Source organism: Gillisia sp. JM1, assembly GCF_000424645.1.
Taxonomy (GTDB): domain Bacteria; phylum Bacteroidota; class Bacteroidia; order Flavobacteriales; family Flavobacteriaceae; genus Gillisia.
This window is the reverse complement of sequence record NZ_KE384218.1, coordinates 1,290,893-1,306,384: the sequence shown is the minus strand read 5'-3', so window position 1 is coordinate 1,306,384 and position 15,492 is coordinate 1,290,893. Positions and strand designations below refer to the sequence as shown.

Sequence of the window (15,492 nt, the reverse complement as noted above, 5' to 3'; positions counted from 1 at the left end):
TAATAATATATTTAGAATGGTTAATAAAATTCAAGAAAGAAAAAAGCCAGTATTATTAGATAATACTGACTTAATTAATTTTAAAGAGATCCAGAAGAATCTACTTCACTACAGGCAGCTGGCGTAGTTATGCTATAAGAACCATTTACCACAATTCCATGTGCCACAATAACCATTTGCTCTAATGGAGTTATATTCTCCAATTGTGCAGCAGTTAAGTTAAATGTTCTGCTATAGAAATAACTACCACTGGCATCAGCAGTTGGGAAATCACCAGAACCTTCTAAGGTAAGGGCTAATTGTACACCTCCATAAAATGGTAATCCATCTTCAAGACTTATTATACCGTCAGCGCCACCAGCAGAGCTAGGAGGACATACTGCATTTTGTCCTGCATCAGCTCCTGTAAAACCATGGATATGTTGTGGGTGCATTTCACCCGCTTTGAACCCAGTACCTAAAACAACTACACTTAATGCATTACCTTCTAAACTTAAGGAAGCAATTGCGATTGCACCAGAATTATTCAAAGGTCTTAAACATGCGAAGTAAGAATCTGATCCTGGTTCATCAAAAATATCATTTTCATCACAACCCACGAAGAAATGTGCATATTCTTGAGTAGCCATATCACTATTAAAGAATGCTCTTACTCCAGTATCTGTTATGGTCAAAGTTTTAACCACAGTACCTACTTTACCTGAATCATAGTCACCACCATCTAGGAGAGTTATTTCAACATAATAAGTGTCTGTTTCATCCAAGTCATCTGGTAATACTAAACATAATGGTGATGCAGATAAATCGCTTGAATCATAATTATTTACTACTCCATCGTATAATTGTGTTCCTTTAGATCCGTCATCGTTCAACAACCACACGTCGGTGCTAAAACTAGCCACATAGTGTCTTCCTGAAGGAGTACAGAAATTTCCAAAAAGACAAAGCTCGATTAATTCTTTTTCTTCAATATCAAAGAAAATATAACCATATTCATTTACTAGTCTTCTATCAAAACATAGAACTTCTATATCTATATATGGTTTTGTACCTGCATAGACATCAACATCAAAAGGAAGTGGTTTATCCACATAGCCTGCGAAGTTTCCTGGAGCAACGGGGGCTATCCAAATTAAATTATCAGCAGAATCATAAACTTTAAATCCCTTTAAAGTAACTTTTGTAAAATCTGTTCCTTGTACAATTGGAATTTTTAATAGTTCGTCATATTCTGTAAAATATCCACTGGCATCTTGAGAGATACCTACTTCGACAACTATATCCCCAGCACTTCCTGGATATGAGAAAGTAACTTCAGCCATATCAGGCTCCGCAGCTGAACAGTCTGGCACCTGAGCAAAATGTCCTTTATTCATTGCCCTGTTTGCCAAATTATCTAGCATTGCCCCAAATGTAAGCACTGCAGATTCCGTGGCTGTATCATCTATAGTAGATGATGTTTCCTCCTTGCTACAGGAGGTGAAAAGCATTGCAATTATTGCAATGAAACTTAAAGAGTAATTTAACTTTTTCATGATTTAATAGTTTAGATTAATAATATATTTAGAATGGTTAATAAAAAATTTTACACTACTCTACATAGAGTAGTACGTATACTTTATTTTCAGATATTACAGGAGTAAAATGAACAAGCAAGAAAGGCGCAGTTGGGGGTGACATTCTTGACGAAAGTAAAGATATAGGGATATCTAGGTTTGTACCTATGGGGAATTTCCCCCATATTTGGACACTATAGTTTATACCTTATTATGCTGTAAATCGATTAAATTATGATTTATAGCGTATATGATACTTTCCAATATCGTATCAGAATTTGTACGCTTAACGATATTTGCCCTATGCTTCTCTATGGTCTTAGGCGATATAAACAAGGTGTCAGAAATTTCCTTCGTCTTATAACCTTTACACAATAATTGAATAATTTCTTTTTCTCTTTTTGTAAAGCTAAATTCTGCTAGATTGGAATTTTCTTCGAAACAATTCTCAACATTTTGAGAACAACTACCAACTTTTTCTTTTATCATAGGAGCTTCATCAAAAAAGTGGATCATCATAATAAATTGGCCATGTAGCATTCTATCAAGTTTGCTAAAGCTAATTTTAGCATTACGTGTTTTATTATTTTTCAACTGTAAGGAAGTTCTAGTTACAGCCTTCATATGCTTTCCTCTGGCAAAATTCCTTAAACTAGCCCTTACTTTTGTTTTGTTTTCACAATCCACAAAATCTGTTAGTTTTAAATCTTCAATATCCTGCTCATCGAATTTAAATGTTTCTTTAAAAGAATCATTCATAGCAATTATAGTATCCTGCTGCAATAAAACTACAGGATTTACTAATAAATTAAATAAGCCTAGAAAAGAGTCTTTCCAATAATTTGTGATAGAAAATTTTGAATGTACCTGCTGTAAAATTCTACTATAAAGAATTGATTCCGTGCAGGAGTTATAAATCACTTCATTAACTTCATTTTTATGTATCTGTTCGATAATGCTCCTGGAATCTTCATCGGCATACATTACTAACCAGCACTTATTAAGGAAATGTGTTGATTTGAAATTTGAAATATTCTTTAAACTCTTTGAACTCAAAGAAGTTTGATCTACCAAAATAATATCTGGAAGTAGATCTAAGGCTATGTTGTAGCCGGTATGAAGTGAATTCACCGAACTTATTTCACAATGAACACTTAGTTTTTCTTTAATTTGTGTAATAAACTTAAGTTGATTACTAATAATTAATAGTAGTTTTTTTTCCGTCTTCATTCCTCTTATTTTGTATTAATATATAAATCACGTAGGTAAAAAATGAGATTTTGGGCAATTCGAGATCATACCGATAGTTCGATTGGATTTCTAGGGGGAATGGGATAATAGGGTTGTAAAAAAAATGGGGTATTCTACATAATAAATAGTGGGGGGAATCTAATATTAAATATAAGGGAATACCCCAATATAAAATAAAATAAATAGGTACTATTACGCTTACATTCATTGATTTAAACTATCGTCAAAAAGCAACTTTTAAAGTTGAAATCCGTTTTATTGGCAAAAAATTATGTGATTCATATATATAACTTAAGCTAATGTTAATTTTGATTATTTCTCAAAAGAAGGCTAATTTGAGTCTAATCCAGGAATTTATCTCTCAGTTTTACCTTTAAATTAACATCCCTAAATTGATGCTTACTTTTTAGTTTGCAACAGTTTAAGTACCTTTGCCAACTTGACAAAAAATATGGCTAAAGCTGAAGAAAACATTGAAGTATTAGGGGCTCGCGTTCATAATTTAAAGAATATAGATGTTACGATTCCCCGCGAAAAATTAGTAGTTATAACCGGTCTCTCCGGATCTGGAAAATCATCCTTAGCATTTGATACCATTTATGCTGAAGGACAGCGCCGTTATATTGAAACTTTTTCATCTTACGCAAGGCAATTCCTAGGCGGAATGGAGCGCCCAGATGTAGATAAAATTGAGGGCTTATCTCCCGTTATCGCTATAGAGCAAAAAACAACCAGTAAAAATCCTCGAAGTACTGTTGGTACTATTACCGAAATATATGATTTCCTAAGGCTGCTATTTGCCAGAACCGGGGATGCGTTTAGTTACAATACCGGAGAAAAAATGGTGAGTTATAATGATGAGCAAATCAAAGAGCTTATCATTAAAAATTTCATCGGTAAAAAAATAAATATTCTAGCCCCAGTTGTACGATCCAGAAAAGGACATTATAGAGAATTATTTGAGCAAATAGCAAAACAAGGCTTTGTAAAAGTAAGAACCGATGGAGAAGTTCGGGATCTTATTAAGGGAATGAAACTCGATAGATACAAGATCCACGAAGTGGAAATTGTTATTGATAGGCTTCAAATAGACGAAAATGCAGAATCTGATAAGCGCCTAGAAGAAAGTATAAAAACGGCCATGTATCATGGTGATGACGTACTAATGGTCTTAGAGCAAGATTCTAATGAAATTAGATATTTTAGTAGAAATCTAATGTGTCCTACTTCTGGAATCTCCTATCCTAATCCAGAACCAAATAATTTCTCATTCAACTCCCCAAAAGGAGCATGTCCTAATTGCAACGGAATTGGAACTCTGCATAAAATTAATGTAGACAAGGTTATTCCGAAGAAAAACCTTTCCATTAAAAATGGAGCTTTGGCGCCACATGGTCCGCAAAAAAAGAACTGGATTTTCTCTCAACTGGAACTTATTGCTGAACGATTTGAATTTAAATTAAGTGATCCTATAGAGAAAATACCAGAAGCTGCGTTGGAAATGATCCTTTTTGGAGGTAAAGAAAAATTTTCTAAGCAATCTAATACTTTAGGTATCACCCGCGATTTTAAAATCGATTTTGAAGGAGTTGCAACATTTATAGAGAACACTTATATTAATAACGAATCTACCTCTCTAAGACGTTGGGCAAAAGAATATATGGATAAAATAGACTGTCCAGTATGTCACGGCAGTAGATTGCGTCAAGAATCGCTATATTTTAAGATCAATAATAAGAATATTGCAGAATTAGCTAATAAAGATATTACTGATCTTGCCAGCTGGTTTGCGAATTTAGAATCAAGCCTTTCAGAAAAACAATTACAAATAGCTTCCGAAGTTATAAAAGAGATCCGGACTCGTCTACAATTCTTGATAGATGTTGGGCTTACCTATTTATCGCTGAATAGAAGTTCCAAATCCCTTTCTGGAGGAGAAGCTCAAAGAATTAGGCTGGCCACACAAATTGGATCTCAGTTGGTTGGAGTACTTTATATTCTAGATGAACCTAGTATTGGCCTACACCAACGTGACAATGATAAGCTGATTAATTCCTTAGAAGCGCTTAGAGATATTGGAAACTCTGTAATTGTTGTAGAGCATGATAAGGATATGATAGAGCGAGCAGATCATGTAATAGATATTGGTCCTAAAGCCGGAAAACATGGGGGAGAAATTATAAGCCAAGGGACTCCTGCACAAATAAAAGAGAGCAACACCATTACCGCTGCCTATCTTAATGGTACTATGGAGATCGAAGTTCCAAAAAAGCGAAGAAAAGGAAATGGGAAAAATATTACACTTAGCGGGGCTACAGGTAATAACTTAAAGGATGTCACTGTAAAGATACCTTTAGGTAAAATGATTGCAGTTACAGGGGTTTCAGGAAGTGGAAAATCTACTTTGATCAACGAAACCTTGTACCCTATCATGAATGCCTTTTACTTTAATGGCGTTAAGGTTCCTATGCCTTATAAAAGCATTAAAGGTCTAGACCATATAGATAAAGTAATAGATATTAACCAATCTCCTATTGGAAGAACACCTCGATCTAACCCTGCAACCTATACCGGATTATTTTCTGAAGTGAGAAATCTATTTGCTAAAACCCCGGAAGCACTAATAAGAGGCTACAAACCTGGAAGATTCAGTTTTAATGTAAAAGGGGGAAGATGTGAAACTTGCAGAGGTGGAGGCCTTCGAGTAATAGAGATGAATTTTCTACCAGATGTTTATGTAGAATGTGAAACCTGCCAAGGAAAAAGATTCAATAGAGAAACCTTGGAAATTCGTTACAAAGGGAAATCTATTTCAGATGTATTGGAAATGACCATTGAAGAGGCTACAGATTTCTTTGAGTTAATCCCGAAGATATACAGAAAATTAAAAACGATGAGAGACGTTGGTTTAGGTTATATTACACTTGGCCAACAAAGTACTACGCTCTCTGGTGGGGAAGCTCAACGAATTAAACTATCGACAGAACTTTCTAAGCGAGATACCGGGAATACTTTTTATATATTAGACGAACCTACCACAGGGTTACATTTTGAAGACGTTCGAGTACTAATGGACGTTCTTAATAAATTAGCAAACAAAGGAAATACGGTTCTTATCATTGAACACAATCTGGATGTTATTAAATTAGCTGACCATATTATTGATATAGGCTACGAAGGTGGAAAAAATGGAGGTGAAGTAATTGTTACAGGAACTCCAGAAGTAGTTGCAAAACATAAGACAAGTTATACTGCACACTATTTAAAAAAGGAATTGAAAATTAAATAAGATTTTGAACGATACAGAAATGAGAGCTAAGCAAGGTAATAAAGCATGGAACGGAATTAAAACAAACGATTCTTGGGCTATTTTTAAAATAATGGGTGAATTCGTAAAAGGATATGAAAAACTCAGTCAAATTGGACCTTGCGTCTCTATTTTTGGATCTGCACGTACAAAACCAGATCAGAAATATTATAAATTAACAGAAAGGATCGCTCAAAAAATTGTAGATCATGGCTATGGTGTAATTACCGGGGGTGGTCCTGGAATTATGGAAGCTGGTAATAAAGGAGCACATCTTGCCGGAGGAACTTCTGTAGGTTTGAATATTGAATTGCCTTTTGAACAACATGACAATCCTTATATAGATCATGATAAAAGTTTAGATTTCGATTATTTCTTTGTTAGAAAAGTGATGTTCGTAAAATATTCTCAAGGTTTTGTAGTTATGCCTGGGGGTTTCGGAACTTTAGATGAGCTTTTTGAAGCGATCACTTTAATACAAACCAATAAGATAGATAAATTCCCAATTATACTAGTTGGAACAGAATACTGGGGAGGATTAATTGATTGGATAAAGTCTACTTTATTGTCTGGATTTCAGAATATTAGTGATGGTGATATAGATTTAGTTCAAGTTGTAGATACTGAAGATGAAGTAATAGCAATCCTTGATGATTTCTATGATGAATATAACCTGAGCCCTAACTTTTAGGTTTAGGGAACTTAGAAATTCTTGTATTAATTTTTTAATTTATGTTGACCCTTGAAAATTAAATTAATTTCCTTTTTTATTATTGGTTTGTGCATAACTCAATTTAGTTTTGGGCAAACCAATATGGATATTATTGCGGTGTTGAATGATTCTACCCGTACTTTTAATATTCAACATAAAATTGAATATGAGAACTCTAGTCCAGACACTTTAACTTCAATTTATTTAAATGATTGGGCCAATAGTTATAAGGATAAGTCTACTCCTTTAGCAAAACGTTTTGCTGAAGATTATATAAGAAGGTTTCATTTTGCTAAGACGGAAGAACGCGGTAACACTAGAATGTATAGCGCGTCTGATGCAAACCAAATGCCTTATAATTGGGAAAGGCCTGTTGATGCAGCAGATATTATAAGAATATATTTAGACAAGCCTTTATTACCTGGAGAACAACAAATTATAAATCTTTTATACTCGGTAAAAGTACCTTCAGATAAATTCACCAGATATGGGTATGATGATGAAGGTAACTTCAAATTAAATTATTGGTATGTAACTCCTGCAGTTTACAAAAAGGGATGGCAAATATACAGCGATAAAAACCTGGGAAATCAATATACTCCTCCTGTAAACATTTCAATTAAGCTGTCTACCCGGCCATATTTATATGTAGCATCTCCATTGAAAACAGACAGATTAGTAACAGAAGCCCTCTATAAGACCACCTATTTATCCGGAACAAATAGTGTTTCTTCTCAACTTTACTTAACCAAATCTTACAGGTTTGAATCTATACAAGCCAATAAAACAGAAATTGTTTCAAATTTAGATGATGAAGGTTTAAGTAAGGAGATTAAAGCCACGCTTCTCTCCAGAATTATGAAGTTCTTGGAAAATAGACTAGGAGAATATCCTCAAAGTTCTCTAATGGTTACAAGGGATGAATATTTAAATAACCCTGTTTATGGTCTCAACCAACTTCCAAGTTTTTTAAGACCTTTTCCTGATGGTTTTCAATATGACATTAAGCAGTTAAAAACTATAACCAATCAATTCGTAAAGAATACCATCCTTGTGAACCCTAGAAATGAACAATGGGTTTATGATGCATTGGTGGTCTCGCTAATGATGGATTATGTAGACGAATATTATCCTAACACGAAACTGCTAGGGAGTTTAAGTGATTTTCTTATTATTGAATGGTTTCACGCTTCAGATCTTGAATTCAATGATCAATATCCATTTATGTATTTACATATGGCTAGGAAGAATATAGATCAGTCATTATCTACAGCTCAAGATTCTCTGGTAAAATTCAACAAGAATATTGGTAATGCATACAAGGCTGGAGCCGGATTAAAATACCTGGATGAATATCTTCACTCTAATACCGTAAAAAAATCGATTTCAGAATACTATAAAAATTATGTTCTAAAACCATCTAGCGAGGAGGATTTCCTTAATATTCTTCAAAAGAACACAGAAAAAGATATTTCTTGGTTTAAGCAAGATTATGTTCGGACTAATGAAAAGATAGACTTTACGATAAGCAAGCTAAAGAAAACTCCAGATTCTTTAAGGGTCACCATTAAAAATAAGAGAGATAATAATATGCCTATTTCTCTTTATGGCCTAAATGATGGGAAAATTGTTTATAAAACTTGGGTGGGAAATATCCAAGAAAGTAAGCAAGTAACCATTCCAAGAGATAGTATAGATAGACTTGCATTAAATTACGAAGGAGTTGTCCCAGAAGTTAATCAAAGAAATAATTATAGAAGGGTAACTACCCTACTTAATAAACCGGTACAATTTAGATTGTTTCAGGACATTGAAGATCCTAGATATAACCAATTCTTCTTTATGCCAGAATTTAATTATAACCTATATGATGGGATTTCTATTGGTCCTAAACTGTATAACAAAACCTTTTTGGATAAAAATTTTGAGTGGAAAATTTCTCCAAAATATGGTTTTAACAGCCAGACAATTGTTGGATCTGTCTCGGCGAATTACACGAATTATCTGGATGATGAAAACCTATTTGCTATGAAATTTGGGTTTGGAGGAAATCGTTTTTCTTATGGCTACAACTTGTTCTACCAAAAATTTACTCCTTTTGTGGGGCTTTATTTTAGAAATTCATACCTAAGAGATAATCAGCGGCAATCATTAACTTTTAGAAATGTTAATGTAAAACAAGATATAAATCCCCTTGATCCAGTAGAGCAACCTAAATATAATGTGGTTAATTTGAATTATAATTTTAGCGACACCAACCTAATAGACTATTTTAGAGGAGGTGTAGATTATCAGATAGCCAAAAATTTCAGCAAGGTTTCTTTAACTCTGGAATACAGAAAGTTATTTAAAAACAATCAGCAATTGAATCTTAGGTTTTTTGCAGGAACCTTTTTATTTAATGACGAAACAGATAATGACTACTTTAGTTTCGCATTAGATAGACCCTCAGATTATTTATTTGATTATAACTACTACGGAAGAAGTCAAGATAGCGGATTATTCAGTCAGCAAATAATTGTTGCAGAAGGAGGTTTTAAATCTCAGTTAGAACCAGAATTTGCAAACCAATGGATCACTACTGCCAACGCTAGTACAAATCTTTGGAAATGGATCTATGCTTACGGTGATGTTGGTCTTGTGAAAAATGAAGGTTTTAAACCGAAATTTGTTTACGACTCGGGAATTCGAATGAGTTTTGTAGCCGATTATTTTGAGGTTTTCTTACCCGTTTATTCTAATCTTGGCTGGGAAATAGGACAAAAAGATTATGACCAAAAAATAAGGTTTATTGTAACTTTAGATATAAATACCCTTATTAGATTATTTACAAGAGAATGGTACTAAGGCAATAATTGAAAAAATAATTTCAATTATATTTTAAAGAACAAATAGAACACAGATTATTAGATTCATAATTAATCTTTAATTACAACTTAATAATTATCAATAGTTTAACTAATTCAATATTTTCTGCATTTTTATATTAATTATGCCAATTTCATTGAATTGTTTTTACCCCTAGTTTTAGCTATATTTGTAACAATTCAAACTTTATTTCATGCAAAGCGAAACACAATCCAAAGAATCTATATCCTTCGAAGATTTTAAAACTCAGGTTTTAGAAGATTATAAAATTGCCGTTACTAGTAGAGAATGTAGTCTATTGGGAAGAAGGGAAGTTTTAACAGGAAAAGCAAAATTCGGGATCTTTGGGGATGGAAAGGAGATTCCGCAACTTGCAATGGCTAAAGTTTTCAAAAATGGGGATTTCCGCTCTGGTTATTATAGAGATCAAACCTTTATGATGGCTATTGGCGAACTTAATATAGAGCAGTTCTTTGCAGGATTGTATGGAAATACCAATATTGAGGACGAGCCAATGTCTGCAGGTAGACAAATGGGAGGACATTTTGCAACACACAGTTTGGAAGTAGATGGAAGCTGGAAAAACTTAATGCAACAAAAGAATTCCAGTGCAGATATCTCTCCTACTGCGGGACAAATGCCAAGACTTCTTGGATTGGCTCAAGCTTCTAAAATATATAGAAATGTTGAAGGAATAGATGCCGAAAAATTTTCGGATAACGGAAATGAAATAGCTTGGGGAACCATAGGAAATGCAAGTACCAGTGAAGGTCATTTTTGGGAAACTATAAATGCAGCCGGAGTTTTGCAAGTGCCAATGGTAATGAGTGTTTGGGATGATGAATATGGAATATCTGTTCACGCCAAACATCAAACTACTAAAGAGAACATCTCAGAGATCCTTAAAGGTTTCCAAAGAGATGAAGAGAAAAAAGGATACGAAATTATTGTAGTGAATGGTTGGAATTACGTAGCGCTTGTAGAAGCTTATGATAGAGCTTCAAAAATAGCAAGAACTACCCACTCCCCTGTTCTTATTCATGTAAACGAACTTACACAACCACAAGGTCACTCTACATCCGGTTCTCACGAGCGTTATAAAGATGAAGATAGATTGGCTTGGGAAAGAGAGTTCGATTGTAATGTAAAGTTCAAAGAATGGATTCTAGAGAATAATTTTTCTACTGAAGAAGAATTAGATAGCATAGATAAGGACATCAAAAAACAGGTAAGAGATGGTAAAAAAGCGGCTTGGACTGCTTATAGCCAACCCGTGAAAGATAAATTTTCAGATCTGCTGCCTTTTCTAGAAAATGCAGCTTCTCACAGTGAAAATAAGGATGCTATCGAATCTTTGATAAAAGAACTTTCCGAAATAAAAGATCCTCTCAAAAAAGATCTTCTGGTAGTTGCTAGAAAGAGTTTACGATATATGATTGGGCTAGAAAATACAGCGAAATCTGATCTAATAGAATGGATTGAAACTTATACTTCTACTTCTCAACCAGAATATAGCAGTCATCTATATAGTGACTCTGCAAATAATGCACTTTCTATTCAGGAAGTTGAAGCAACCTATGATGAGGATGCTAAAGATGTAGATGCCAGAATTATTTTAAGAGATAACTTCGATAAGATCTTCGCTAATAAACCTGAGACACTGATCTTTGGAGAAGATAGTGGAGCCATTGGAGATGTTAATCAGGGTCTGGAAGGACTTCAGGAAAAATATGGAGAGCTAAGGGTTGCAGATGTTGGAATTCGAGAAGCAACCATCTTAGGCCAAGGTTTAGGAATGGCTATGAGAGGCTTACGCCCAATTGCTGAAATTCAATATTTAGATTATATTCTCTATGCCTTGCAAATAATGAGTGATGACCTGGCAACATTACAATACAGAACCAAGGGAAAACAAAAAGCACCGCTAATTGTTAGAACCAGAGGTCATAGATTAGAAGGAATCTGGCATAGTGGATCCCCTATGGGAGCATTAGTACATTTACTAAGAGGTATTCATATTTTGGTACCTAGAAACATGACCAAAGCTGCTGGATTTTACAACACTTTATTAGAAGCAGATGAACCTGCATTGGTAGTAGAATGCTTAAACGGATACAGACTTAAAGAGAAACTACCAAACAATTTTGGCGAGTTTAGAACTCCGTTAGGCGTTGTAGAAACAATCAAAGAAGGAAAAGATATCACCTTGGTTTCTTATGGCTCTACCTTAAGATTGGTGGAAGAAGCCGCGAAAGAATTAGAATTGGTTGGAATAAATGCTGAAGTAATTGATGTCCAATCGCTTTTACCATTTGATTTAAATAAAGATATCGTAAAAAGTGTGGCTAAAACCAACAGGCTTTTAGTTATAGATGAAGATGTTCCTGGTGGAGCTTCTGCATACATTATGCAGGAAATTCTTGAGAATCAGAATGCATATATACATTTGGATAGTAAACCTCAAACATTGGCTGCTAAAGAACATAGACCTGCTTACGGAACTGATGGTGATTATTTCTCTAAACCTTCTACTGAAGATATTTATGAAAAAGTTTATGAGATCATGAACGAAGCGAATCCTTCTAAGTTTCCAAAACTGAGATAGACATTAAAATCATTCTTATAAAATCCCCGTTCTAAAATTTAGACAGGGGATTTTTCATTTTTAAGAGTTTTCCAGTTTTTGTACCCCTAAGCGGAGTCGAAGGGTCTAAAATTAACATCTCGACTGCGCTCGATATGACATTTATTTGAAAACAAGCTTGGTAAGAAGACGGATATAAATAATTAGAAACATAATTCCTCAAGCTGTCTAATAAATATAAGTATAGTTTAAATTTCCAAATTGAATTTGATGACTACTTAAAAAATCAATTGTATCACGAAATTACCCCAAGCCTACATCCAGCTTCGTGAATTTGATTCAATTTTATAAAACATATAATTTATAAATGGGAGGATATTCTTACTTACAGCTCTAAATGAAACATCTCCACCAGCAGTATGAAAAATAATATTAACCAAGTTCCTTTTTTTATACCATAAGGGCTGAAATATGCTTACAGATTGAGTTTTGTAGATCTCAAAACGCTTTTCTGTTTTATTCCAAACGCCATGTTTTTTATAAATAAAATCTTCAGAAATAATCAAGCTTAAGGATCTGAACATTAAAATCTGCCAGATTACAGCAATTACGGTATATAAGCCGACCAGCAAAAGCCAGGATGAAAAAGATAAAGCATCCACAAAAAACACTACAAAATAACTTACCAGGGCAGGAATCAGCGCAATAATTAAGTGTCTCATCAGCAAGATCCTATCCGGCGAAAAGGTTTCCTCAAAACCGCTGAGCTGGTCTGTATACAGGAACGAATTCACCTTCGCAACTGTAGCTTGATCCAGACCAGGAATTTTAATTTTACTTTTCTGAAGTTCATCTTCACTGTTTGCAAGTGAAATACGAACTTCATATAAATTCAGCCATTTTTGGACAGGATTTGTGATCACCTGCAATAATTGCACGCGCCTTGGCTGTAGAGAAATTTTTGTATTGGTCTTCAAGCCCATTTCCAATTCAAGACTCTCCTTAGTTTGAGTTAATTTTAAGTTGAAATATTTTATAAAAACTTCAGCGACAGTTATTAAAACACTCAGGAACAGTACAATGACAGCAATGAACAAGAAAATGGAAACCGATTCCATAGGACCGGGCAATTCGTTTAAATATTCCTGAATAGTTTCAGAATGTTCCTCAGATACTGTTCTTACTTCATTGTAGATAGTAGAGAAAAATGCGACAATCAATATCAATCCCCGCAAATAATTAGTGCTTATTCCTATTTTTAGTAAAGTTAAAAAACTCAATTCGTGAGTCCAGAATTGCTTGTTAGGTGTTTCTCCGGTAGTTTCTGTATTGGTTATTTCTTCGGAATATTTGTCCTTTACCTTAATTAGGATAGCCAGAAGCTGGTTTGCCTTTTCATGAGAAATAGCCTTAATACTGATTTCTTCTTTTTTGCTTCCCGCTGTTTCAATTACAAAACTGTTAACATTAAGAATGCGTTGTAGAATGGAACGTTTAATATATACCTGCTGAATTCTATCAAAAGGGATCGCAATATCTTCTGTATTGAAGACTCCTTCCTGAAGCACAAATTCCTGATTTTCATAATCTATATGAAAAAGGAATCTGCGATAATACACATAGCTGTATATTAGAACCAGAACTGAAATCACTCCCGAACCTGTCACGATGTAAACTAGGGTTTCCACACTTGGTCCGGTGAATAAAAAATATACGATAATTGCCCAAAACCCTTTTAATAAATTAAAAATTCTGGTGAGAAAAATTAGAAGGATCCCAATTTCAGATTGCCTTTGCGGAACTCCAAACAAATTAGAATTCATTTGCAGTGAGCTTTGCGGCCAAAGCCTCTTTTAACCGGAGCGCTAGATCTGGGGCCAATCCGGGAATTATAATATCACTGCCGCTACCGCCAGCAGTAAAAATTTTAAGGCTTGAGATCTTAAGCATCTTATCCAGAACATCCCGGGAAATTGAGGCGTGCTGAATTCTATTAAAGGGAACAACCGTAGTTTTATTTACCAAATAGCCCCTCCTGTACAAAATATCCTTTTCCCTAAGTGCAAATCCATAATTCTTCTGTAGCTGAAAAATGTTCCAAAATTTGAAACCAAAATATAAAACGATCCCTATAAGGAGTATGTTTAATTGAAACTGAATAATTTCGAAATAAAATAAAACCACCCAACCAATCACCGCCAGGCAGAAAAAAACCAGATTTTGAAGACTGGCTTTTATGAGATAAGCCTTTGAAATCGGTTCAAAAGAAACTTCTTCAAATTGAGGTAGTGAAGCAATATCAATTGATTTATTGGTGAAATTTTCCATTACGGAAGCCATTTCTTGACAAAGTTAGGCTTGCGCTTTTCCAGGAATGCGTCTCTTCCTTCCTTTGCTTCCTCTGTCATATATGCAAGTCTGGTGGCTTCTCCAGCAAAGACTTGCTGCCCAACCATACCATCATCGGTAAGGTTCATTGCAAATTTCAACATTTTAATAGAAGTTGGAGATTTCGCTAAGATTTCCTGAGCCCATTCGTAAGCAGTATTTTCAAGATCTGCATGCGGAACTACGGCATTTACCATTCCCATTTCAAAAGCTTGTTGAGCAGAATAATCCCTTCCTAAGAAGAAGATCTCTCTGGCGCGTTTTTGGCCTACCATTTTTGCTAGGTAAGCTGACCCATAACCACCATCGAAACTAGTTACATCTGCATCTGTTTGTTTAAAAATTGCATGTTCTTTACTGGCAAGCGTCATATCGCACACTACGTGTAAGCTATGCCCTCCTCCTACTGCCCAACCTGGTACTACTGCGATCACCACTTTTGGCATAAATCGAATTAAACGTTGAACTTCAAGAATGTTAAGTCGATGCATTCCATCTTCTCCCACATAACCTTGATGCCCTCTTGCTTTTTGATCTCCTCCACTACAAAAAGAATACACTCCATCTTTAGAGGAAGGTCCTTCTGCAGAAAGTAAAACCACTCCAATAGAAGTATCTTCTTGTGCATCATAAAATGCATCATATAATTCACTTGTTGTTTTTGGCCTGAACGCATTGCGTATATCTGGCCTATTAAAAGCGATTCTGGCTACACCATTCGCTTTTTTGTAAGTTATGTCCTCGTATGTTTTAGCAGGCTTCCATTCTATCTTGCTCATCTTTCTAATTTTTTATAAAAATAGAGTTTTTACAAAACTGTACATAA

The 15,492-nt window shown here is 34.6% G+C and carries 9 protein-coding genes; 4 read left to right on the top strand and 5 right to left on the bottom strand.

Annotated features, from left to right (window positions below):
- Window positions 1-80: 80 nt before the first annotated feature.
- Window positions 81-1,535 (bottom strand): hypothetical protein, encoded by a 1,455-nt coding sequence (locus H033_RS20945; protein ID WP_051227852.1) that lies wholly within the window; start codon window positions 1,533-1,535, stop codon window positions 81-83.
- Between the two features lie 222 nt (window positions 1,536-1,757).
- A complete protein-coding gene (locus tag H033_RS0109110; protein ID WP_026838041.1) occupies window positions 1,758-2,786 on the bottom strand; it encodes a response regulator transcription factor in 1,029 nt (342 codons plus the stop codon).
- Window positions 2,787-3,258: 472 nt separating this feature from the next.
- Between H033_RS0109110 and uvrA the strand changes: the two genes are divergently transcribed.
- From uvrA to H033_RS0109090, 4 genes are all read left to right on the top strand, one after another.
- Window positions 3,259-6,096 (top strand): excinuclease ABC subunit UvrA, encoded by a 2,838-nt coding sequence (uvrA, locus tag H033_RS0109105; RefSeq protein WP_026838040.1) that lies wholly within the window; start codon window positions 3,259-3,261, stop codon window positions 6,094-6,096.
- 19 nt (window positions 6,097-6,115) lie between these two features.
- A complete protein-coding gene (locus H033_RS0109100; protein ID WP_026838039.1) occupies window positions 6,116-6,805 on the top strand; it encodes a TIGR00730 family Rossman fold protein in 690 nt (229 codons plus the stop codon).
- A gap of 123 nt (window positions 6,806-6,928) precedes the next feature.
- Complete coding sequence (locus H033_RS0109095) at window positions 6,929-9,673, top strand: metalloprotease (RefSeq protein ID WP_231367582.1); 2,745 nt, start codon at window positions 6,929-6,931, stop codon at window positions 9,671-9,673.
- 214 nt (window positions 9,674-9,887) lie between these two features.
- Window positions 9,888-12,299: a thiamine pyrophosphate-dependent enzyme gene (locus tag H033_RS0109090; RefSeq protein ID WP_026838037.1), complete on the top strand. Its 2,412-nt coding sequence runs from the start codon at window positions 9,888-9,890 to the stop codon at window positions 12,297-12,299.
- 293 nt (window positions 12,300-12,592) lie between these two features.
- On the opposite strand, the gene H033_RS0109085 is transcribed toward H033_RS0109090, so the two are convergent.
- Genes H033_RS0109085 through H033_RS0109075 form a run of 3 tightly spaced genes read right to left on the bottom strand, consistent with a single transcriptional unit; the run spans window position 12,593 to window position 15,445 of the window.
- Complete coding sequence (locus H033_RS0109085; RefSeq protein WP_026838036.1) at window positions 12,593-14,101, bottom strand: PH domain-containing protein; 1,509 nt, start codon at window positions 14,099-14,101, stop codon at window positions 12,593-12,595.
- On the bottom strand, window positions 14,091-14,606 hold the full coding sequence (locus tag H033_RS19875) for a PH domain-containing protein (protein ID WP_051227851.1): 516 nt from the start codon (window positions 14,604-14,606) through the stop codon (window positions 14,091-14,093). The genes H033_RS0109085 and H033_RS19875 overlap by 11 nt, the downstream gene beginning before the upstream one ends.
- Window positions 14,606-15,445, bottom strand: a complete 840-nt coding sequence (locus tag H033_RS0109075) for a 1,4-dihydroxy-2-naphthoyl-CoA synthase (protein WP_026838035.1) — start codon at window positions 15,443-15,445, stop codon at window positions 14,606-14,608. The genes H033_RS19875 and H033_RS0109075 overlap by 1 nt, the downstream gene beginning before the upstream one ends.
- Between the last annotated feature and the right edge of the window lie 47 nt (window positions 15,446-15,492).